This is a genomic window from Bradyrhizobium sp. UFLA05-125, from assembly GCF_059803515.1.
Genome location: NZ_JBANBJ010000028.1, coordinates 25179 through 48017, shown reverse-complemented (window position 1 = coordinate 48017; position 22839 = coordinate 25179). Strand labels below are relative to the sequence as shown.

The window sequence follows — 22839 nt, the reverse complement described above, 5'->3', positions numbered from 1 at the left end:
CGGCGAGCCCGGAATCCATAGCCACCGATCGGGGATATGGATTCCGGGCCTGGCCCTTCGGGCCATCCCGGAATGACGGCGGGATTGATATATTCACAGGAGGATCCGATGGATCTCGCATTCACGAAAGAAGAGCAGGCGTTTCGCGAGGAAGTGCGGCAGTTCTTCCGCGACAACGTGCCGCCGGACACGCGCCGCAAGCTGGTCGAGGGCCGCCACCTCTCGAAGGATGAGATGGTGACGTGGTGGCGCATCCTCAACAAGAAGGGTTGGGGCGTCAGCCACTGGCCGAAGCAATATGGCGGCACCGGCTGGACCAGCGTGCAGCACTACATTTTCAACGAGGAGCTCCAGTCCTATCCGGCGCCGCAGCCGCTTGCCTTCGGCGTCAGCATGGTCGGCCCGGTGATCTACACCTTCGGCAATGAGGAACAGAAGAAGCAGTATCTGCCGCGCATTGCCAATGTCGACGACTGGTGGTGCCAGGGTTTCTCGGAGCCGGGCTCGGGGTCGGACCTGGCTTCGCTGAAGACCAAGGCCGAGCGCAAGGGCGACAAGTGGATCATCAACGGCCAGAAGACCTGGACCACGCTCGCTCAGCACGCCGACATGATCTTCTGCCTCTGCCGCACCGATCCGTCGGCCAAGAAGCAGATGGGCATTTCGTTCATCGTCTTCAGCATGAAGTCGAAGGGCGTGACCGTGCGCCCGATCCAGACCATCGACGGCGGCGTCGAGGTCAACGAAGTGTTCTTCGACGACGTCGAGGTACCCTACGAGAACCTGATCGGCGAAGAGAACAAGGGCTGGGACTACGCAAAATTCCTGCTCGGCAATGAGCGCACCGGGATTGCGCGCGTTGGCGTCTCCAAGGAGCGCATCCGCCGCATCAAGGAGCTGGCCTCCAAGGTCGAGTCCGGCGGCAAGCCGATCATCCAGGACGCCGCCTTCCGTGAGAAGCTCGCGGCCTGCGAGATCGAGCTGAAGGCGCTGGAGCTCACGCAGCTCCGTGTCGTCGCGGATGAGGGCAAGCATGGAAAGGGCAAGCCCAATCCGGCGTCCTCGGTGCTGAAGATCAAGGGCTCCGAGATCCAGCAGACCACGACCGAACTGCTCATGGAAGTCATCGGCCCGTTCGCTGCGCCTTACGACATCCACGGCGACGACGGCTCGAACGAAGCCATGGACTGGACCGCCCAGATCGCGCCGAGCTACTTCAACAACCGCAAGGTCTCGATCTACGGCGGCTCCAACGAGATCCAGCGCAACATCATTGCCAAGGCGGTGCTGGGGTTGTGAGGGGGCCGTCATTCCGGGGCGCCGCGATAGCGGCGAACCCGGAATCTCGCGCCACAACCTCTGGATTCCGGGTTCACGCGCTATGGCGCGTGCCCCGGAATGACGAAACCAAATGATTCCGGGTACGAGGAAAGCTTAGAACCATGGATTTTGATTTGACCGAGGAGCAGCGGCTTCTCAAGGACAGCGTCGACGGCCTCTTGACGGATTCTTACGACTTCGAGAGTCGCAAGAAGTACATGGCCGAGAAGGGCGGCTGGAGCAAAGCCGTCTGGGGCAAGCTCGCCGAGCAGGGCCTCCTGGGCCTGCCCTTCACCGAAGCCGATGGCGGCTTCGGTGGCGGCGGCGTCGAGACCATGATCGTGATGGAGGCGCTCGGCAAGGCGCTCGTGCTCGAGCCCTATCTCGCGACGGTGGTGATCGGCGGCGGCTTCCTGCGCCATGGCGGCTCGGATGCGCAGAAGGCCGCGCACCTGCCCGGCATCATCGACGGCAGCCAGACGCTTGCGTTTGCGCAGCTCGAGAAGAATTCGCGCTACGATCTCTTCGATGTCGCGACCACGGCGAAGAAAAAGGGCAGCGGCTGGGTCATCGACGGCGAAAAGTTCGTCGTGCTCAACGGCGAGAACGCCGACACGCTTGTCGTCACCGCCCGCACCAACGGCGACCGCCGCGACAAGACCGGCATTGGCGTCTTCCTGGTTCCCGCCAACAGCAAGGGTGTCAGCAAGAAGTCGTATCCGACGCAGGACGGCCTGCACGCTGCCGACATCACCTTCACCGGCGTCGAAGTCGGCGCCGATGCGGCGATCGGCAACCCCGAGAATTCGCTCGTGCTGATCGAGCGTGTCGTCGATGAGGCCCGCGTCGCCCTCTGCGCCGAAGCGGTCGGCCTGATGGATGAGTCGCTCAAGACCACCGTCGAGTACATCAAGACGCGCAAGCAGTTTGGTGTGGCGATCGGCTCGTTCCAGAGCCTCCAGCACCGCGCCTCCGACATGTTCGTCGCCGCCGAGCAGGCCCGCTCGATGTCGATGTTCGCGACCATGGCGAGCGATTTCGAGGACGCCAGGGAGCGCTCCAATGCGGTTGCAGCAGCCAAGGTGCAGATCGGCAAGTCGCTGAAATTCGTCGGCCAGCAGGCGATCCAGCTCCACGGCGGCATCGGCATGACCATGGAGGCGAAGATCGGCCACTACTTCAAGCGCCTGACCATGATCGAGAACACGTTTGGCGACACCGAGTATCACCAGCGCCGCGTCGCCGACGCGGGCGGGTTGATCTAGCCCCACGATGACTGTCATGCCCCGGCTTGACCGGGGCATCCAGTACTCCGCAGCGGCAGTTCATTCATGCAACTTCCGCCGCGGAGTACTGGATCGCCCGGTCAAGCCGGGCGATGACGACTGAGTAAGGGGAATCAGCGAGGTACCCGCCTCGGTGGTGCCGCTGCTGTCGATGACGACAGTCTGGCCGGTCGTGAAGCTCGAAGCGTGTAGCCAGTAGAACTACTTGCAATTGTATCGATGTCGCACTTCACTTCACCCTCCCCTGGAGGGGTCCGAGACGAGCGTAGCTCGCTCGTGGGTCGCTCGCGCGAAGCGCGAGCGGGGTGGGGTGAAGCCGCAAAGATGGTCTCAACATCGATTCGACGCGCTGCCGCGAAGAGACTGAGAGCGAATACCACGCCGCACGAACGGATCCTGTGGCGTGCTCTCAAGGAGCTCCCGATCGAAGGGTCGCACTTCCGCCGACAAGCGCCGATCGGTCCTTACGTCGTCGACTTCTTTCCAGCCAAGCGTCTCATCCTGGAAATCGACGGCGGACATCATAACGAGGATGATGCGGCCAAGCGTGATCGCGAGAGGCAACAATGGCCTGAGAGTGAGGGGTATCGTGTCGTGCGGTTTTGGAATTCCGAGATTGCGGTCGACCTGAATGCCGTGCTCGAGCGAATCTACATCGAGCTGTACGGATCAAGGGATGCTGAGATCGCCCGATTGAAGCACCGAAGGCGCTGATAGTCTGTCACCCCACCCCGCCCGCGCTTCGCGCGGTCGACCCACGAGCGAGCTACGCTCGTCTCGGACCCCTCCAGGGGAGGGTCAGCGGTAGCACCTTCATCTTACCTTGACCTTCCCGCCCCAATCCGCTCCCTTAGCCGCGACACAAGAACCCTCCCGGCACACCGGAATCGCCAAGGTCAACATTCATGTCTTTCGTCCTCGCCATCGATCAGGGCACCACCTCCTCGCGCGCCATCGTGTTTCGGAGCGATATTTCCATCGCGGCGACCGCGCAGCAGGAGTTTCCGCAGCACTTCCCGGCCTCGGGCTGGGTCGAGCATGAGCCGGAGGACATCTGGACCTCGACCGTGACGGTCTGCCGCGACGCGCTTCAGCGTGCCGGCGTCACCGCCAAGGACATTGCCGCGATCGGCATCACCAACCAGCGCGAAACCACCGTGGTGTGGGACCGCGCCACCGGCCAGGCCGTGCACCGCGCCATCGTCTGGCAGGACCGCCGCACCGCCGAGATCTGCTCGAAGCTGAAGGCCGAAGGCCACGAGCCGCGGATCTCCCAGAAGACCGGCCTGATCATCGATCCCTATTTCTCCGGCACCAAGGTCGCCTGGATCCTCGACAACGTCCCCGGCGCCCGTGCGCGGGCCGCGCGCGGCGAACTGATGTTCGGCACGGTCGATTGCTACCTGCTCTGGCGGCTGACCGGCGGCAAGGTGCATGCGACGGATGCCACCAACGCCTCGCGCACGCTGCTGTTCAACATCCACACCGGCGAATGGGACGACGAACTGCTGGAGCTGATCGGTGTGCCGCGCTCGATGCTGCCGGAGGTCAAGGATTCCTCCGCCCGCTTTGGCGAGACCACCCCCGACCTGCTCGGCGGCGCAATTCCGATCTGCGGCATCGCCGGCGACCAGCAGGCCGCGACCATCGGGCAAGCCTGCTTCCGTCCGGGCATGATGAAGTCGACCTACGGCACCGGCTGCTTCGCCCTGCTCAACACCGGCACCACGCCGGTGGCCTCGAAGAACAAGCTGCTGACCACCATCGCCTATCAGCTCGGCGGAAAACGCACCTACGCCCTCGAAGGCTCGATCTTCGTTGCCGGCAGCGCGGTGCAATGGCTGCGCGATGGTCTCGGCATCATCAAGCACGCGGCCGAGACTGGCCCGCTCGCCGACCAGTCCGATTCCATGCAGAGCGTCTATCTCGTGCCGGCCTTCGTCGGCATGGGCGCGCCATACTGGAATCCGCGCGTGCGCGGCGCGCTGTTCGGGTTGACGCGCAACACTGGCCCGGCCGAGCTCGCGCATGCCACGCTGGAGAGCGTCTGCTACCAGACGTTCGACCTCTGGGCCGCGATGCGCGCCGACTGGCCCGATTCCGAGACCGCCCACATCGTGCTGCGCGTCGACGGTGGCATGGCCGCCTCCGACTGGACCATGCAGCGCCTCGCCGATCTCCTCGACGCGCCTGTCGACCGCCCCGTGATCCAGGAGACGACGGCGCTGGGCGCGGCCTATCTCGCCGGCCTCAACGCCGGCGTCTATCCCGAGCCGACGCAATTCGCCGACAACTGGCGCCTCGAGCACCGCTTCAAGCCGAACATGAGCCAGGCGACGCGCGAGCGAAAGCTCGCCGGCTGGGCGCGTGCGGTGAAGGGCGTGCTCGCGAGCGACGAGGGAGAGTGAGCGGCGAATGATCCTCCCCGATGGATATTCCGACGTGCCGAGTGGGAAGATCGCCGCGGTCGTCACACATCTGGAGATGACTGCGCGGCCGCCGCTGCGCGACGATCCGGTCGGCGCCTGGACGTTGTGCCGGGTCGAGCGCCCCGATCTCGACTGGTTTCGCGCACTCTATGCGCGGGTCGGCGAGGACTGGCTGTGGTTCTCGCGCCAGCGCATGCCGGACGCCGAGCTCGCGGCAATCGTGCAGTCGCCGCGCGTCGAGATCCACGCGCTCGTCGATGATGGCCGCGAAGAAGGTCTGCTCGAGCTCGATTTTCGCGAGGCAGGCCAATGCGAGATCGTGTTCTTCGGCGTCACCGCAAAACTCATCGGCACCGGTGCCGGCCGCTGGCTGATGAACCGCGCGCTCCAACGCGCCTGGTCGCAGGAGGTCAGGCGCGTCTGGGTGCACACCTGCACCTTCGATCACCCCTCGGCGCTCGCCTTCTACCACCGCTCCGGATTTCGCGCCTTCCGCCGCCAGATCGAGATCGCCGACGATCCCCGCCTCGTCGGCGCGGTGCCGCGCACCGCGGCGAGGCATGTGCCGATCATCGAGTGATATGCCGAGACCCGTAGCCCGGATGGAGCGCAGCGCAATCCGGGTTAATGGTGTCCCCGCATTCCGCTTCGCTGCATGCGGGCTACGCGTTGAAGACGCCTCCAGTCTCGCATGAGAACGAAACCGCGCGTCCCGGTCATGCAAACCCTCACTAGTTGTCGAAGTTCACCGCCGTGGTGTTGGCGCCGCAGATCAGCACCGCGACCCGTTCGCCAGATGAGGGACGATAGCGGCCGGAGAGCAGGGCGGCGAACGCGGCCGCGCCGCCAGGCTCGGCAACGAGGCGCAAGGTTGACCAAAGGGCCGCCTGCGCCTGCCGGATCGCATCATCGCCGACCAGAACGACCCGCTCGACATGGGCCCGCGCGATCGGAAACATCAATTGCCCGACGCGGCGCGGCGCAAGGCTGTCGGCGGCAATGCCGCCGGCCGGCGCATCGACGGGCGCTCCCGCCGCGAAGGCAGCACGCAGGGTCGGTGATTGCTCAGGCTCGATCGCGACGACACGTGTCTTGCCGGCGTACCATGCCGCAATGCCGCCAATCAGCCCGCCGCCGCCGACGGCGACCAGAAGCGTATCGATGTCGGGAGCGTCCTCTTCGAGCTCCAGTCCGACGCTGCCCTGGCCGAGCAGCGTCTCGGCCTGATCGTAGGCGTGAACCGCCAACGCGCCGGTGCGCTCGACATGCGCTTCGCTTCCCGCAAGCGCATCGGCATAGCGGCTGCCCGCGATCACGAGCTGCGCGCCATAGCCCCTGATCCGCTCCGCCTTCGCGGGCGAGGTGATCTCCGGCACGAAGATCGTTGCGGGCACGCCAAGCCGTTGCGCGGCGTAGGCCACCGCCGCGCCGTGATTGCCGCCGGACGCCGCAACGACGCCGGCTTTCGGCACCTGCCGCAGCAACAGGTTCGCAAAGGCACCCCGGGCCTTGAACGATCCGGAATGTTGCAACATCTCAAGCTTGAAGGTGACGGGCTGATCCGACAGGCCAAAATCGGTGAGATTGGCCCTCAGGAGCGGGGTGCGCCGGATATGCGGGCGGATCACGGCCTCGGTCGCCGCAATGCGCTCGCGCGTGATGTCCGTTGTCGCTGTCATGATGGCTGCCTTGATAGCGCGTTTCAGGGTTGACATCAATTAGGTAATTAGCAAAATAACTAAATGAAAATCGCGATCGTGTTGCGGGCGCTGGCCAATGAGCGGCGCCTGCAGATTCTGGAATGGCTCCGCGAGCCACGAAAACATTTTCGCGAACAGGTCGATGGTGACCTGGTCGAGGACGGCGTCTGCGGTCTGCTGATCGCGGAGAAGCTCGGCGTCAGCGCGCCAACGGTGAGCGAGCACATGCGGGTGCTGGCTGCCGCGAAGCTCGTGCGCGTCAAGCGCGTCAAGCAGTGGACGATGTACCGGCGCAACGAGGCGGCGATCGTGGCGGTGAAACGTGCTATCGAGGAAAACGTGTAGAGGTGCAAACCATGTTCCTGATCGGCCAATATGATTCTCCCTTCGTCCGCCGCGTGGCGATTGCGCTGAAGCTTTATGGCATCGCCTTCGAGCACAGGCCGTGGTCGACCTTCGGCGACGCCGACAAGATCGCGCCGTATAATCCCCTGCGCCGCGTGCCGACGCTGGTGCTCGACGACGGTGAGGGGTTGATCGAGAGCACGATCATCCTCGATTATCTGGACGATCTCGTCGGGCCAGAGAAAGCCATGTTGCCGGGTGGCGGCATCGAGCGGCGGCGGCATTTGCGCATCTGCGCGCTGGCGGGCGGTCTCGGCGACAAGGCAGTCAGCCTGCTCTACGAGCGCGTGCTGCGGAAAGAACAGCTCGCGCTGTGGGTCGAACGCTGCCAGGCACAGATTGCAGACGTGTTGAAGGTGCTGGAAGCCGAGCGCGCGAAGATAACGACGCCGTACTGGCTGGGGACGCGCATCGGCCACGCCGACGTCATAGTCGCCTGCGTCGTCCGCTTCACCCGCGAAGCGCATCCGCAGCTGTTCGATCCCGCGCGGTATCCGGCACTCACGGCGCATTCCGAGCGCTGCGAGGCGCTGGCGCCGTTCAAGGAGATCGTGCAACCACTCGCGCCGCCCAAGGGGTGAGCGAGCGCAGGTCCGTAGGGTGGGTTAGCGAAGCGTAACCCACCACTTCTCTCAATGCGCGGAAAGCAAAGAGGTGGGTTACGCCGAGCGGACTGCGCTTCGCGCAGCCGCGGGGCTAACCCACCCTACGCGCCTAGCGAGCTCTCCTGCGTCCCGTCACCGGCCGTAGAGACCGGTCAGGGTCGCCTTTCCGAGCGTATGGAAGTGCAGATTGAAACCGACCGTTGCCGCGGATGCTGAATGGTCCTTGGCGTCCGGAAGCTTATCGACGTCAACGGCGAATACGGTGATCTGATAGTGGTGCGGCTTGTCGCCAGGCGGCGGACATGGTCCGCCATAGCCGTCGCTGCCGTAGTCCGTGCGGCTCTGGATCGCTCCTTTCGGCATCAGCTTCTTCTTTGGATCGCCGGCCCCCTTGGGAAGCGCAGTGACGGATGGCGGAAGATTGAAGACGACCCAATGCCACCAGCCGCTGCCGGTTGGCGCATCAGGATCATACATCGTCACGGCGAAGCTCTTGGTGCCCGCCGGAGCACCGCTCCAGCTCAAAGCCGGAGAGATGTTGTTGCCGGTACAGCCGAAGCCTTTGAATACCTGCTCGCTGGCAATCGTGGCGCCTTCGCTGATGTCCGGGCTGCTCAGCGTGAGGCTCTGCGCACCAGCTTCGCCCGCATGAAGCAGGAGCACGCAAGCTGCTGCAAATGAGAATGCAAACCTTGTCATCGGAAGCACCTCTTCGACAATGAACTCAGAGATCGGAAAGTAGCGCCCGAGGAACTCGGTTTCAATCAGTCTGCGCGGTTGTTCTCGATGCTGCGGCGCAAATGGGCAGGCGGATGAGGGTTGCGCGCCGTGCGTCCATCTCCGAGCTTGCCAGGTTGCTGATCCCGCTGAAGGGGTGAGTGAACACATTCGCCGTCATTCCGGGGATGCGCCGTTAGGCGCAGACCCGGAATCCATCGGGCGGCATACTTCGCAGTGGAATGGATTCCGGGTTCGCGCTTTGGCGCGCCCCGGATGACGGGCGCGACTATTTCTTCCGCTTCACACCATTCGCGTTTAGATACTCGTCCAGCTCGAACCCCAGCTTCTCGGCGCGATCGAAATACGCCTCCGCCGCATCCGGGTCCTTCGCCATCCCTTCGCCGCGCGTCGCCATCACGCCGAGCGCTGCGGCGGCGCGGCCGACGCCGAGATCAGCGGCGCGCTTGTACCAGTGGACGGACTCCGTGAGATCCTTCTCGATGCCAGCCAATTGCCCGGTGGCATAGAGCGCCCCGAGATTGGCGCAGGCGCGCGGCTGGTCGCGTTGTCCGGCCTGCTTCAGGTAGAACACCGCCTTGCTGCGGTCGCCGATGCCCTGCATCGCATAGACGGACAGCTCGAAATAGGCGTCGGCATTACCGCGCTTCGCCGCCTCCAGATGCAATGCAAGACTTTCTGCCACGTCCTTCGGCCGCCCGCGACCGTTGTAAGCCATCAGCCCCAGGAGGTAGCGCAGGGCGCCGTCGGGATCAGTGCCCTTGAGGGCCCTAATCATAGGCTTCGTCATAGCGCTTGAAGGTCCAATAGAGATTATAGGCGACGATATAGGCGCCATAGTCCGATCCGAGATCGGCGCCGTGCTTGTAGGCGGCAATGGCCTCCTCCTTGCTTTCAGGCACGCCCCAGCCGTTCCAGAGACAGCGGCCATAGTCGATCCAGGCGTCCGCATGCCCGCCAATCGCCACCGCATGCAGCGCTCTCGCCAGCATGTCGCGATTCTCGACCGGCGCCTCGCCGGCTTCGATTGCTTTGAACAGGGCCAACGCTGCGGCATAGAGCTGGTCGTCGCGCGACGGCGAGCGGGGCTCGGCGAGGAGCTTTGTGACGGTTTGCATGGTTGAGCTGGTATCGTTTGGTTTGGACGGACGCTGCGCAGCCTCCGCCATCGCCGCATCGGGCGAGGCAGCATGACGCGAGACAAATATCCCGCCAACCATCACCAGGCAGACGGCCAGGATTTCCAGACGATTGCGAATGCCGCCCTCCCACGCCCGCGCCAACCGGGTGTTTGTCGGCACGAGGCGAGCGCCGGTTCATGGGACGGAGATGCGATCGAGGCGACGAACGCTCCGCGAGTCCATCCGGCGCGGTTCGCAACGATGACATTTTGCCGGTGATTTGCCCGACGAGTCAAGTCATTTCGGTAAATACGTAGTCGGTCAGCCCGGCAATTTTCTACTTTGCATGGGGTTGTTTTCCGCCTTTTAGTTCGTCGCGTGGGTTAGCGCAGCGTAACCCACCGCTTTTCTTGATACGCGGAAGGGAGGTGGGTTACGCTGACGCTAACCCACCCTACGCAACTGGCGCGCGGCACAGGGCGAGGGACCAGCTCAGCCGGCGCCGACGCGTTTCTTCTGCCAGACGAGATGCGCGGCGCAGGTGCAGCCGGGTGGATGCGAGGCGAGGTCTTTGGACGTCACATCGTTCGCCGGCGTCGCCGCGAATGTTGCCTCCGGCTTCGCAGCGGCCGCTGTTGCTTGCGCCGGGATGTAGTTCAAGATCGGCGCCAGCCAGCGCTCGACTTCGGCAACGCTCATGTCCTTGCGGGCCGCATAATCCTCGACCTGGTCACGCTCGATCTTGCCGACGCCGAAATAGAAGCTTTCGGGATGGCTGAAATAGAGCCCCGACACGGAGCTGCCCGGCCACATCGCAAAGCTCTCGGTCAGCTTCACACCGGCGGTGTTCTCTGCATCGAGCAAGTCGAACAGCGTCTTCTTCTCGGTGTGGTCGGGTTGCGCGGGATAGCCGGGCGCGGGACGGATGCCCTGATACTTTTCGAGGATCAGCTCCTCGTTGGAGAGTTTCTCGTCCGGGGCATAGGCCCAGAACTCGCGGCGGACGCGGGCATGCATGCGCTCGGCGAAGGCCTCGGCGAGGCGATCGGCCAGCGCCTTGCACAGGATCGAGGAGTAATCGTCATTGGCCTTCTTGAAGCGGTCGGCGACCGCATCCTCGCCAATGCCGGCGGTGACGACGAAGCCGCCAATGTAATCCGGCACGCCCGTACCTGTGGGCGCGATGAAGTCGGACAGGGCCGCGTTGAAGCGGCCCTCGCGCTTCTCGAGCTGCTGACGCAGCGTGTGCAGCGTGGCGATTCTCTTCGTCCGCTTCTCATCGGCATAGAGCACGATGTCGTCGCCTTGTGCGTTCGCAGGCCAGAAGCCGATCGTCGCGCGTGCCCGGAACCATTTCTCCCTGACGATGAGGTCGAGCATCTTGCGCGCGTCGTCATAGAGCGAGCGCGCGACCTCGCCGACCTTGGGATCATCGAGGATCGCGGGGAAGCGGCCGGCGAGCTCCCAGGTCTGGAAGAACGGCGTCCAGTCGATGCAATCGACGAGCTCGGCGAGATCGTAATCGTCGAACGTCTTCGTGCCGAGGAAGGTCGGCTTCACCGGCTTTGTCGCGACGAAATCGACCGGCACGCGGTTGGCGCGGGCAGCACTGAGCTTCAACCGCTTCTTGTCGGCCTGCGCGCGCAGATGGGCTTCCGAAATCTTTGCGTATTCGGCGCGCACCTCGGCCGCATAGGCATCGCGCTTCTCGGGCGAGAGCAGCGAGGAGGCGACGCCGACGGCGCGGCTCGCGTCGTTGACATGCACCACGGGGCCGGCCTTGTAGTTCGGGTCGATCTTGACGGCCGTGTGCACACGGCTCGTCGTGGCGCCGCCGATCAACAGCGGCAGCTTCAGGCCCTCGCGCTGCAACTCGCCGGCGAAGAACGCCATTTCGTCGAGCGAGGGCGTGATCAGGCCGGACAGGCCGACCATGTCGGCCTTCTCCGCCTTCACGGTCTCGACGATCTTGGCGGCCGGCACCATCACGCCGAGGTCGATGACCTCATAATTGTTGCACTGGAGCACGATGCCGACGATGTTCTTGCCGATGTCGTGGACGTCGCCTTTCACGGTCGCGAGCACGATCTTGCCGGCGGACGAGTTGGCATCGCTGCCGATGCCGTTCGCGAGGTTGCGTGCCTTCTCCTCCTCCATGAACGGCATCAGCCAGGCCACCGCCTGCTTCATGACGCGCGCGGATTTGACGACCTGTGGCAGGAACATCTTGCCGTCGCCGAAGAGGTCACCGACCACGTTCATGCCGGCCATCAAGGGGCCTTCGATCACGTCGAGCGGGCGCGAGGACGCCTTGCGGGCTTCCTCGGTATCCTGCTCGATGAACTCGGTGATGCCATGCACCAGCGCGTGCGACAGTCGCTTCTCGACCGGCCATTCGCGCCAGGCGAGATCGGCCTCCTTGCTCTCCGTCTTCTTGCCGCGGAATTTCTCGGCGAGCGCCAGCAGTCGCTCGGAGGCGCCGGGATCGCGATTGAGGATCACGTCCTCGCAAACCTGTCGCAGCTCGGGATCGATGTCGTCATACACGATCATCTGCCCGGCATTGACGATACCCATGTCCATGCCCGCCTTGATGGCGTGATACAGGAACACGGAATGCATGGCTTCGCGCACCGGCTCGTTGCCGCGGAACGAGAAGGACAGGTTGGAGACGCCGCCCGAAATGTGAGCGCCGGGCAGGTTCTGGCGGATCCAGCGCGTCGCCTCGATGAAGTCGACGCCGTAATTGTTGTGTTCTTCAATGCCGGTTGCGATCGCAAAGATGTTGGGATCGAAGATGATGTCTTCCGGCGGGAAGCCGACGCGATTCACCAGGATGTCGTAGGCGCGCTTGCAGATCTCGGTCTTGCGCGCGAACGTATCGGCCTGGCCGACCTCGTCGAATGCCATTACCACGACAGCCGCGCCGTGGCGCCGCGCGATCTTGGCCTCAAAGATGAACTTCTCCTCGCCTTCCTTCATCGAGATCGAATTGACGACCGGCTTGCCCTGCACGCATTTCAGCCCGGCCTCGATCACCGAGAATTTCGAGGAGTCGACCATCACGGGTACGCGCGCGATGTCGGGCTCGGCGGCGACGAGGTTGAGGAAGGTCCGCATCGCGGCTTCCGAGTCCAGAAGACCCTCGTCCATGTTGACGTCGATGATCTGGGCACCGTTCTCGACCTGATCGCGCGCGACCTGGAGCGCAGCCGTGTAGTCGCCGGCCGTGATCAATTTACGGAAGCGGGCCGAGCCCGTGACGTTGGTGCGCTCGCCGACGTTGACGAAAGGGATCGCATCCGTCAGCACGAACGGCTCGAGGCCGGAGAGCCTTAAGCGCGGCTCGATCGCGGGCACGACGCGCGGCTTATGCGGCGCCACTGCCGCGGCGATTGCCGCGATGTGCTCAGGCGTGGTGCCGCAGCAGCCACCGACGATGTTGACCAGACCATCACGCGCGAATTCGCCGACGAGGCGGGCCATGTATTCCGGCGTCTCGTCGTACTGGCCGAACTCGTTGGGCAGGCCGGCATTGGGATAGGCGCAGACCAGCGTGTCGGCAACGCGGCCAATGTCGGCGATATGGGCGCGCAGATCCTCCGCGCCGAGCGCGCAATTGAAACCGATGGTGACGGGCTTTGCGTGCCGCACCGAATTCCAGAACGCCTCCGGCATCTGACCCGACAGCAGGCGGCCGGACTTGTCGGTGATGGTGCCTGAGACCATCACGGGCACGTCGATGCCGCGTTCTTCCGTGATCTCGACGATCGCATAGAGCGCGGCCTTGGCGTTCAGCGTGTCGAAGATGGTCTCGACCAGCAGGAGGTCGACGCCGCCGTCGAGCAAGCCCCGAATCTGCTCGCCATAGGATTCGCGCAGGTCGTCGAAAGTGACGGCGCGGTAGCCGGGGTTCGCGACATCAGGCGAGATCGAGGCGGTGCGGTTGGTGGGGCCGATGGCGCCGGCAACGAAGCGCGGCTTGCCGTCCTCGGCCTCGACACGTTTGGCGGCGTTGCCGGCGAGGCGGGCGCCTTCGCGCGCCATCTCGTAGACGACCTCGGCGAGGTCGTAATCGGCCTGCGCGATCGAGGTCGTGGAGAAGGTGTTGGTCGCGACGATGTCAGCCCCGGCACGCAGGTACGCGGCGTGGATGTCCTCGATCGCCTGCGGCTGGGTCAGGATCAGCAGGTCGTTGTTGCCACGCAGGTCGCGGTGGAAATTCCTGAAGCGCTCGCCGCGGAAGGCGGCCTCGTCGAACTGCAGGCCCTGGATCATCGTGCCCATGGCGCCGTCGAGCACCAGGATGCGATCGCGCGCGGCGGCGAGCAGGGCAGTACGCTTGGGAGACGCGGTAACGGTCATCGGTTACGCCGCCTTCTGCGCGCTCTTGGCGCGAATGCCGAGCAAATGGCTGATCGCGAATACGAGATCGGCGCGGTTCATGGTGTAGAAATGGAAGGTGTCGACGCCATGCTTGGCGAGCTTGTGCACCTGGCCGGCGGCTACCGTCGCTGCGACGAGCTTTCGCGTTTCCGCATCGTCGTCGAGCCCATCGAACTTCTCCGCAAGCCAGTTCGGCACGCTCGTGCCGGCGCGGGTGACGAAATTGCGGGCCTGCTTGAAATTGTGCATGGGCATGATGCCCGGCACGATCGGAATCTCGATGCCGCGCGCACGGACGCGGTCGAGGTAGCGGAAGTAGAGATCGTTATCGAAGAACACCTGGGTGATTGCGCGCGTCGCACCCGCGTCGACCTTGGCCTTCAGCGTGTCGATATCGGCATCGAAGTCGCGCGCTTCGGGATGCTTCTCAGGATAGGCGGAGACCGAAACCTCGATATTGGCATGGCGCTTCCTGATGCCGGCGACGAGCTCGGCCGACGTCTGGTAGCCGTCGGGATGGGTGGCGTAGGGCGTGCCGATGCCGCCGGGCGGATCGCCACGCAGACCGACGATGTGGCGGACGCCGACCTCGTGGTAGCGGTCGACGATCTCGTCGATCTCGCCGCGCGAAGCGCCGACGCAGGTGAGGTGCGCGGCCGGCAGCAGCGAAGTCTCCTTCAGGATACGGGCGATGGTGGCGTGGGTGCGCTCACGGGTCGAGCCGCCCGCGCCATAGGTCACCGAGACGAATTTCGGGTCGAGCGGGGCGAGGCGATTGATGGTCTCCCACAGGTTCTTCTCCATCTCCTCGGTCTTAGGCGGAAAGAACTCGAAGGAGATCGCCGGACGCTTGGTGAGGTGCCCGTCTTGCCCATTGTCTTGCCCGTTATATTTGGCAGGCGTCGTCGGCTCAGTCATGGCGCCACTCACTCCAGATCTCTTCGCAACTGCGGCAGATTTAGCTTGGGAAGCGCCAAGATAGGCCAAAAGGGGCTCATTCGACAGCCCATCGGTAATGGGAAATAGCCCACTATTGCCTATTATATCTGAATTCTTGTGCCAGGTGTGAGTTTGGTGGGAAGTCACGGAGATCAATAAATATTCAGTATTTCAATGCATTAAATGGCGTTCGATGGTTTGTTGGTCTTTGGCAAGCTGGTGGGCAGCTTGAAAGTTAGGTGATTGAGGCTTCCGAAATCCCACCAGCCTCCAGCAAGTCGGCCGGGCGCCTCGCTCCCAGCACACGCCAGCCTTGCTCCATCCGGCCATTGTCGCCCCGACGCGGCGCACTACTTTCTACCGGCCATGATTCCGCTCTCCGTCCTCGATCTCTCCGTCGTCACGTCCGGCACAAAGCCGGCGGCGGCGCTGCGCAACAGCATCGACCTTGCGCGCCATGTCGATGGTCTTGGCTATGTCCGCTATTGGCTCGCCGAGCACCACAACCTCGCTTCCGTCGCGAGCCCGGCGCCTGATGTCATGATCGGGCAGATCGCGGCGGTGACGAAGCACATCCGTGTCGGCTCCGGCGGCGTGATGCTGCCCAACCATGCGCCGCTGGTAGTGGCCGAACGCTTCAAGATGCTGGAGGCGCTGTTTCCCGGCCGGATCGATCTCGGCCTCGGCCGCGCGCCCGGCACCGACGGTGCCACGGCGTACGCGCTCCGGAGCCGGCTCGATCGCCGCGAGGGCGACGATTTCCTCGAGCGGCTGCATGAACTGATCCTGTGGGAGACCCGCGAATTCCCCTCGGGCCATCCCTACAACAACGTGGTCGCAATGCCCGACGACACGGCGCTGCCGCCGATCTGGCTGCTCGGCTCCAGCGACTATTCGTCGGAACTGGCAGCCCAGGTCGGCATGGGCTTCGCCTTCGCGCATCATTTTGCGAGCCATGATGCGATCGACGCCATGGTACATTATCGCAACCGTTTCCAGCCGTCCGCCTGGCGCGCGACGCCGCAGGCGATTCTCGCGGTGGCAGTCGTCACGGCGGATACGGACGAGGAGGCGGAAAGGCTCGCCTCGTCCTTCGATCTTAATCGCCTGCGCCGCGACCGCGGCCAATATCTGCCGCTGCCGAGCGTGGAGGAAGCGCTCGCCTATCCTTACACCGATGCCGACCGTGCCTCGATCGCCCGCAACCGTTCGCGCCTGTTCGTCGGGAGCCCAGCGACCGTGCAGCAGAAGCTGAAGCCGCTGCTCGACGCCAGCAAGCCGGACGAATTGATGGTGATCACCGCCACGTATGACCATGAGGCGCGGAAGAAGTCGTATTCGCTGCTGGCGGAGGCGTTCGGGCTTACGAAGAGCGTGGCCGCCTAACGTCGTCATTCCGGGACGATGCGAAGCATCGAACGGAATCCAGAGGTCGTATGCGGCGCGAGATTCCGGCTTCGCGCTGGCGCGCGCGCCGGAATGACGATGGCTAATCCATCTTCTCGCTGAACGTTGCGCGGAACGGATGCCCCGGATAGACGCCGACAATGCGGAATTCACGCGAGAAGAACTTCAGCTCCTCCAACGCAAAGGCGAGTCCCTTGTCGTTGGGATGGCCGTCGACGTCGGCATAAAACTGCGTCGCGAAGAAATTGCCGTCGACCATGTAGCTTTCGAGCTTGGTCATGTTGACGCCGTTGGTGGCAAAGCCGCCCAGGGCCTTGTAGAGCGCCGCAGGCAGGTTGCGCACCCGGAATACAAAAGAGGTGACCAGCGGGCCCGATCCCTGCTCGGCCCATTTCGCCTCACGGGCCAACACCACGAAACGCGTGGTGTTGTGAGCCTCGTCCTCGATGTCCTCGGCCAGAATGTCGAGGCCGTAGATCTTTGCGGCAAGCCGCGAGGCGATCGCGGCGACGCTCTTGTCCTTGCGCTCGGAAATGTCGCGCGCGCTGCCGGCAGTGTCGGCGGCGACGATCGGCTTGATGCCGAGCTTGCGGATGATGCGCCGGCACTGGCCGAGCGCGTGCACATGGCTCTCGACGCTCTTGATGTCCGATAGCTTGGTGCCCTTCACCGCCATCAATTGATGCTGGATTGGCAGAAACCACTCGCCGATGATGAAGAGGCCGGAGGCCGGCAGCAGATGATGGATATCGGCGACGCGTCCTGCGACCGAATTCTCGATCGGGATCATGCCGAGATCGGCCTCGCCCGACGAGATCGCCGACAGCGCGTCCTCGAAGGTTGCGCACGGCATCGGCTCGGCGTTGGGAAAGGCCTCGTCGATGGCGATGTGGGAGTTGGCCCCAGGCTCGCCCTGGAATGCGATTTTCATCTTGCTCATGTCGGGCCTTGTAACAGCGGCTCAGGATTTGGAAAGGATGCTGCGGGCGGTCTCTAGGTCCGCCGCGGTGTCGACGCCGCGGGGCACGGTATCGACGATGGTGAAGTCGATGCGCATGCCGGCCTCCAGCGCCCGGAGCTGCTCCAGCTTCTCCTGCAATTCCAGCGGCGAGGGCGGCAGCGACACGAACCGCTCCAGCGCCGCGCGGCGGTAGGCGTAGAGGCCGATATGGTGGTAACGCGGTCCGTCTCCGGTGGGGGCGGTGGCGCGGGTAAAATACAGCGCGCGCATGCGCTTGCCCCCGAGTGAGGTTCCCACCGCCTTCACCACGCTGGGGGCGAGGTCCTCCTCCTGGGAATGGATTTGCGAGGCCAGCGTCGCGATATCGACCGCGGGGTCGGTGAGCGGCGGCAGCACGTCGCGAATATTGCCGGTCGAGATCGTCGGGAAATCGCCCTGGAGATTGACCACGATCTCGGCCTTGCCGTCGGGGTCGAGCGTCCGCATGGCCTCGTGGATGCGGTCCGACCCCGACGGATGCTCGGGGCGGGTCATCACGGCAACGCCGCCATGCGCGGTGACGACGTCGGCGATCTCCTGCGTGTCGGTTGCGACCGCAACCCGGCCGATGGCGGCCTCTTCCGCGCGCCGCAGCACGTGCACGATCATCGGCTGGCCGGCGATGTCCTTGAGCGGCTTGCCGGGCAGGCGGGTGGCCGCCATGCGGGCCGGGATCAGCACTAAAATGCGAGGATCGGTCATCGGGTCAAGGGCCTGGAAACGGGGCGTTTTCCGCACCGGGAAATCGGGTGGGGATGGGAGGAAAGCGGGGCTGTTTATACGGGTTGCCAGACCACTGGCAAACCGATATCTCAATGTCAAAACTCGGGGGAACGATAAGGAACATTTGATTCTCCCGAGGCACGTCCTGGCGGCCGCTTGAGGCCGCTTTATCCTTCTTGCGGTGTGGGGCCTGGCCGGAAATGGACTCTTTCGAACTCAACAAGATCCTCGGTGCGATTCTCGGCACCTGCCTCATTGTCCTGGTGACGAGCTTCACCGCCCAGGCGCTGTTCGCCGCGAAACCGCCTGAGAAGCCCGGTTTCGAGATTGCCGTGAAGGAAGAGGCTGGCGGCAAGGAAGGCGGCGCGGCTGCGGCCGCGCCCTCCGAGCCGATCGAGAAGCTCCTTCAAACGGCCTCTGTCGAAAAGGGCGCGGCTGCCGCCAAGAAGTGCCAGGCCTGCCACACCTTCGAGAAGGGTGGTCCTAATCGCGTGGGTCCGAACCTCTTCGGCATCGTCGGCGATCACCGGGGCGAAGGCCGCGGCGGATTCAATTTCTCGGCTGCGATGAAGGCCAAGGGCGGCACCTGGACGATCGATGAGCTGAACAAGTTCATTGCCAATCCCAAGGGCGATATTCCCGGCACGGCGATGGGCTTTGCAGGTATTCCCAAGGACTCAGAGCGCGCCGACGTGATCGCCTATCTGAACAGCCTGTCGGATAACCCGCAGCCGCTGCCGACCGCATCGAAGTAAGATCGCCAAAAGATTATGCTGACCTGCGGCCAGGCTCGAAAAGCCTGGCCGTTTCCTTATCTACCGCTTGGCCGCCTCGCAGCGTTGTTATCGAGGCGTTTCGCCGCAGCGAACGGTCCGCTCCGACTTCCAAGATGAGGAAAAAGCAACACAATCGGTCGAAACCTTGCCGTATATTGGGGCCTTAAAGGGGTAACCTCCTTCCATACAGGGACGTTCATTTGGCCATTACCCGACGCGACCTTCTGCTAGCTGGCGCCGCGACTGCTGCGCTCCCCACCCTCGGTTCCCGTGTTCCGATCATTGGGGCCGCCCGGGCGCAATCAGCAGCCGAGCTTCCTTGGCGCCACGGACTGTCCCTGTTTGGCGACATCAAGTATCCGGCAGATTTCAAGCGCTTCGACTACGTCAATCCTGACGCGCCAAAGGGCGGCGTCGCGCGCATGATCTCGATCGGCACCTACGACAATTTCAACATCGCAGTTGCCGGCATTAAGGGTGCGATCGCGCCGGCGGTGGCCATGATCTACGAAACGCTGATGACCCGGGCGCAGGACGAGGTGGCGACCGAGTACGGCGAACTTGCCGAAGCGGCCCAACATCCGGACGATTTTTCCTGGGTGATCTATCGCCTCCGCAAGGAAGCCCGTTGGCATGACGGCAAGCCAGTGACGCCGGAGGACGTCATCTTCTCGCTGGAGACGTTCAAACAGCAAAGTCCGCAATATGCGTCCTACTATCGCCACGTGGTGAAGGCCGAAAAGGTCGGCGAGCGCGACGTCAAATTCTCCTTCGATGGGCCGGGCAACCGGGAATTGCCGACCATCGTCGGCGAGCTGATTGTGCTGCCGAAACATTGGTGGGAAGGCGCCGACGCGCAAGGCAAGAAGCGCGACGTCGGCGCGACGACGCTGGAGATCCCGCTGGGGTCCGGACCGTATCGGATCAAGGAATTCGTGGCGGGACGCTCAATCAAGCTCGAACGGGTGAAGGATCATTGGGGCGCCAATCTGCCGAGCCAGATCGGCCAGAACAATTTCGACGAGTTGCGCTTCGAGTTCTTCCGCGACAACATCGTGGCGCTGGAAGCCTTCAAGGCCGATCAGGCCGACTGGATCGCGGAGAATTCCGCCAAGCAATGGGCAACCGCCTACGATTTTCCGGCGGTCACCGAGAAGCGGGTGGTCAAGGAGGAATTTCCGATCAACGACTCCGGTCGCATGCAGGCCTTCGTGGTCAATACACGGCGCGACCAGTTTAAGGACCCGCGGGTGCGGCGGGCTTTCAACTACGCCTACGACTTTGAGGAGATGAACAAGCAGCTGTTCTTCGGTCAGTACAAGCGGATCAACAGCTACTTCGAGGGGACGGAGCTTGCCGCAACCGGCCTGCCTCAGGGTGAGGAATTGCAGATCCTCGAGACCGTGAAGGACAAGGTGCCGCCGGAAGTCTTCACCACGCCATATCAGAATCCGGTCGGCGGCACTCCGGAAGCGGTGCGCGCCAACTTACGCGAAGCGGCAAAGCTGCTGAAAGAGGCGGGCTTCGAGGTGCGCGACCACAAGCTGGTCGACGCCTCGGGCAAGGTTCTGACGGTCGAGATCCTGGTACAGGATCCCTCGTCCGAGCGTATCGCGCTGTTCTACAAGCCGTCGCTGGAGCGGATCGGCGTCAATACGTCAGTCCGCACGGTCGACGACGCGCAGTACCAAAACCGGCTGCGCAGCTTCGATTTCGACATGATCATCGATCAGTGGGGCCAGTCGCTCTCGCCCGGCAATGAGCAGCGCGAGTTCTGGGGATCACAGGCGGCCGAGGTGCCCGGGGCGCGCAACACCATCGGCATCAAGAACCCGGCCGTAGATGCATTGATCGAGAAAGTGATCTTCGCCAAGGACCGCGCCGGTCTCGTCGCCGCAACGCGCGCGCTCGATCGCGTGCTGTTGTGGAATTTCTATGTCGTGCCCCAGTTCACCTATCCGTTCTCGCGCTACGCCCGGTGGGACCGCTTCAGCCATGCCGAGCCGCTACCGAAATATGGCAGGTCGGGCCTGCCGACGCTGTGGTGGTATGACGCCGAGAAGGCCGCCCGAATCGGAAAACGCTCTTGAGGAAGCTTTCGCGCATGGCGCAGCTTTCACGCCGGCATGTGCTCGCCTTAGGTGCTGGCGGCGCCTTGAGTGCATCGCTGAGCCCGTCCTTGCTGCTTCGCGCAGCGGCATCGGAGATGCCGGCCGAGATGCACGGCATCTCGGCGTTCGGTGATCTCAAATATCCGGCCGACTTTCACCATTTCGACTACGTCAATGTCGATGCACCGAAGGGCGGCACGTTCTCGCTGATCCCGGCCGTACGCGCTTACAACCAATCCTATTTCACGTTCAGCTCGCTCAACGCCTTCATCCTCAAGGGCGAGGGCGCGCAAGGTATGGACCTGACCTTCGTTTCGCTGATGGCGCATGCGGGCGACGAGCCCGATGCGATGTACGGCTATGCCGCTAAATCGGTGCAGATCTCGCCCGACAAGCTTAGCTACCGCTATACGATCCGGCCCGAGGCGCGGTTCCACGACGGTTCGAAGCTGACCGCGCATGACGTCGCTTTCTCCATCAATACGCTGAAGGAGAAGGGCCATCCGCTGATCCAGTTGCAGATGCGCGACGTCAAAGGCGCCGAAGCACTCGATGACGCCACGGTGGTGGTGAAGTTCGCCGAGAAGCGCGCGCGCGACGTGCCGCTTTATGCGGCGGGCCTGCCGATCTTCTCGAAAACCTATTACGCGACGCGGCCGTTCGACGAATCGTCGACCGACGTTCCGCTTGGGTCTGGCCCCTACAAGGTCGGGAAATTCGAGATCAACCGCTACATCGAGTTCGAACGGGTGAAGGATTGGTGGGCAGCCGATCTTCCCGTTTGCCGCGGCTGCAACAATTTCGACATCGTGCGCTACGAGTTCTACCGCGATCGGGACGTTGCGTTCGAGGGCTTTACCGGCAAGAACTATCTCTACCGCGAGGAATTCACCTCGCGCATCTGGGCGACGCGCTACGATTTTCCAGCCGTTAAGGATGGCCGCGTCAAGCGCGAACAAGTGCCGGACCGCACGCCGTCGGGTGGCCAGGGCTGGTTCATCAACACCCGCCGCGACAAGTTCAAGGACGTGAAAGTCCGCGACGCCATGAATTGCGCGTTCGACTTCGAGTGGACCAACAAGACCATCATGTACGGCGCCTATGCGCGCACAATCTCGCCGTTCCAGAACTCGGACCTCGTCGCGCAAGGCATGCCTTCGCCCGCGGAGTTGAAACTGCTCGAGCCCTATCGCGGCCAGGTCCCCGATGAGGTGTTCGGCGAGCCCTACGTGCCGCCGGTGACGGACGGCTCAGGCCAGGACCGCACGCTGTTGCGCAAGGCGCAGCAGTTGCTCCAGGAGGCAAAGCTTCTGGTCAAGGACGGCAAGCGTCTGCTGCCGAACGGCGATGTCTTCACTGTCGAGTTCCTGATCGACGAGCCCTCCTTCCAGCCGCATCACGCATCCTTCATCAAGAACCTGAACACGCTGGGGATCGAGGCCAGTCTTCGGGTTGTCGATGCGGTCCAGCATCGCGCGCGCGTCGAAGCGTTCGATTTCGACATCGCAATCGAACGCATCAGCATGACGCCGACGCCCGGTGACAGCCTCCGCACTTATTTTACCACACAGGCGGCGACGACGAAGGGATCGTACAATCTGGCAGGCGTCGCCAGTCCCGCGATCGACGCGCTGGTGGAGAAAGCGATGGCGGCCAATACGCGCGATGAGTTGACGGTCGCCTGCCGCGCGATCGATCGCGTCTTTCGCGCCGGGCGCTATTGGGTGCCGCAATGGAACAATACCAGCCACCGGCTGGCCTATTGGGACATGTTCGATCACCCAAACAAGTTGCCGCGCTACCAGCTCAGCGACTATTCCAGCGACGTCGGCGAACGGACTCTGTGGTGGTTCGACGCCGCCAAGGCCGCCAAGCTCGATCAGGCGAAGTAGC

The 22839-nt window shown here is 63.6% G+C and carries 19 protein-coding genes; 11 read left to right on the top strand and 8 right to left on the bottom strand.

From position 1 onward, the window contains the following. The first annotated feature begins 108 nt into the window (after nucleotides 1-108). The 5 genes from pimC (at nucleotide 109) to SO156_RS23620 (ending at nucleotide 5615) form a co-directional block, all read left to right on the top strand. On the top strand, nucleotides 109-1299 hold the full coding sequence (gene pimC, locus SO156_RS23640; protein WP_498536427.1) for a pimeloyl-CoA dehydrogenase large subunit: 1191 nt from the start codon (nucleotides 109-111) through the stop codon (nucleotides 1297-1299). Nucleotides 1300-1442: 143 nt separating this feature from the next. After that, complete coding sequence (gene pimD / locus SO156_RS23635) at nucleotides 1443-2585, top strand: pimeloyl-CoA dehydrogenase small subunit (RefSeq protein WP_498536426.1); 1143 nt, start codon at nucleotides 1443-1445, stop codon at nucleotides 2583-2585. A gap of 240 nt (nucleotides 2586-2825) precedes the next feature. Next, nucleotides 2826-3320, top strand: a complete 495-nt coding sequence (locus SO156_RS23630; RefSeq protein WP_498536425.1) for an endonuclease domain-containing protein — start codon at nucleotides 2826-2828, stop codon at nucleotides 3318-3320. A 191-nt stretch (nucleotides 3321-3511) separates the two neighbouring features. After that, on the top strand, nucleotides 3512-5014 hold the full coding sequence (gene glpK / locus SO156_RS23625; RefSeq protein ID WP_458145689.1) for a glycerol kinase GlpK: 1503 nt from the start codon (nucleotides 3512-3514) through the stop codon (nucleotides 5012-5014). A 7-nt stretch (nucleotides 5015-5021) separates the two neighbouring features. Beyond that, nucleotides 5022-5615, top strand: a complete 594-nt coding sequence (locus tag SO156_RS23620) for a GNAT family N-acetyltransferase (protein ID WP_498536424.1) — start codon at nucleotides 5022-5024, stop codon at nucleotides 5613-5615. A 151-nt stretch (nucleotides 5616-5766) separates the two neighbouring features. Here the strand turns inward: SO156_RS23620 and SO156_RS23615 are convergent, their stop codons facing one another. Further along, complete coding sequence (locus tag SO156_RS23615; protein ID WP_498536423.1) at nucleotides 5767-6714, bottom strand: threonine/serine dehydratase; 948 nt, start codon at nucleotides 6712-6714, stop codon at nucleotides 5767-5769. Nucleotides 6715-6777: 63 nt separating this feature from the next. Here SO156_RS23615 and SO156_RS23610 point away from each other — a divergent pair, with 63 nt between their 5' ends. Continuing rightward, nucleotides 6778-7080 carry an ArsR/SmtB family transcription factor gene (locus SO156_RS23610; protein ID WP_498536422.1) on the top strand — a complete coding sequence of 101 codons (303 nt, stop codon included), beginning with the start codon at nucleotides 6778-6780 and terminating at the stop codon, nucleotides 7078-7080. An 11-nt stretch (nucleotides 7081-7091) separates the two neighbouring features. Then, nucleotides 7092-7721, top strand: a complete 630-nt coding sequence (locus tag SO156_RS23605) for a glutathione S-transferase family protein (protein ID WP_458145695.1) — start codon at nucleotides 7092-7094, stop codon at nucleotides 7719-7721. 156 nt (nucleotides 7722-7877) lie between these two features. Here the strand turns inward: SO156_RS23605 and SO156_RS23600 are convergent, their stop codons facing one another. From SO156_RS23600 to metF, 5 genes are all read right to left on the bottom strand, one after another. Continuing rightward, a complete protein-coding gene (locus SO156_RS23600) occupies nucleotides 7878-8444 on the bottom strand; it encodes a YbhB/YbcL family Raf kinase inhibitor-like protein (RefSeq protein WP_498536421.1) in 567 nt (188 codons plus the stop codon). Nucleotides 8445-8751: 307 nt separating this feature from the next. Continuing rightward, nucleotides 8752-9261, bottom strand: coding sequence for a tetratricopeptide repeat protein (locus SO156_RS23595; RefSeq protein WP_498536420.1), 510 nt, complete (start codon nucleotides 9259-9261; stop codon nucleotides 8752-8754). Next, on the bottom strand, nucleotides 9254-9784 hold the full coding sequence (locus SO156_RS23590; RefSeq protein WP_498536419.1) for a hypothetical protein: 531 nt from the start codon (nucleotides 9782-9784) through the stop codon (nucleotides 9254-9256). The genes SO156_RS23595 and SO156_RS23590 overlap by 8 nt, the downstream gene beginning before the upstream one ends. Before the next feature lie 312 nt (nucleotides 9785-10096). Then, nucleotides 10097-13969, bottom strand: coding sequence for a methionine synthase (gene metH, locus SO156_RS23585; RefSeq protein WP_498536418.1), 3873 nt, complete (start codon nucleotides 13967-13969; stop codon nucleotides 10097-10099). A gap of 3 nt (nucleotides 13970-13972) precedes the next feature. After that, nucleotides 13973-14908 (bottom strand): methylenetetrahydrofolate reductase [NAD(P)H], encoded by a 936-nt coding sequence (gene metF, locus SO156_RS23580; protein WP_498536417.1) that lies wholly within the window; start codon nucleotides 14906-14908, stop codon nucleotides 13973-13975. A gap of 387 nt (nucleotides 14909-15295) precedes the next feature. On the opposite strand from metF, the gene SO156_RS23575 reads away from it, so the two are divergent. Then, on the top strand, nucleotides 15296-16315 hold the full coding sequence (locus tag SO156_RS23575; protein ID WP_458145700.1) for an LLM class flavin-dependent oxidoreductase: 1020 nt from the start codon (nucleotides 15296-15298) through the stop codon (nucleotides 16313-16315). 103 nt (nucleotides 16316-16418) lie between these two features. Here the strand turns inward: SO156_RS23575 and SO156_RS23570 are convergent, their stop codons facing one another. Next, nucleotides 16419-17276, bottom strand: coding sequence for a prephenate dehydratase (locus SO156_RS23570; protein WP_458145701.1), 858 nt, complete (start codon nucleotides 17274-17276; stop codon nucleotides 16419-16421). Nucleotides 17277-17297: 21 nt separating this feature from the next. Then, the gene (locus tag SO156_RS23565; RefSeq protein ID WP_458145702.1) at nucleotides 17298-18038 is read right to left on the bottom strand and encodes a 3-deoxy-manno-octulosonate cytidylyltransferase; all 741 of its coding nucleotides are present in this window, start codon (nucleotides 18036-18038) and stop codon (nucleotides 17298-17300) included. 221 nt (nucleotides 18039-18259) lie between these two features. On the opposite strand from SO156_RS23565, the gene SO156_RS23560 reads away from it, so the two are divergent. The 3 genes from SO156_RS23560 (at nucleotide 18260) to SO156_RS23550 (ending at nucleotide 22838) form a co-directional block, all read left to right on the top strand. Continuing rightward, entirely contained in the window at nucleotides 18260-18814 is a 555-nt protein-coding gene (locus tag SO156_RS23560; protein ID WP_458145703.1) for a c-type cytochrome, read from the top strand. Nucleotides 18815-19035: 221 nt separating this feature from the next. After that, on the top strand, nucleotides 19036-20925 hold the full coding sequence (locus tag SO156_RS23555) for an extracellular solute-binding protein (RefSeq protein WP_498536416.1): 1890 nt from the start codon (nucleotides 19036-19038) through the stop codon (nucleotides 20923-20925). Nucleotides 20926-20939: 14 nt separating this feature from the next. Next, entirely contained in the window at nucleotides 20940-22838 is a 1899-nt protein-coding gene (locus SO156_RS23550; protein WP_498536415.1) for an extracellular solute-binding protein, read from the top strand. The last annotated feature ends 1 nt before the right edge of the window (nucleotide 22839 follow it).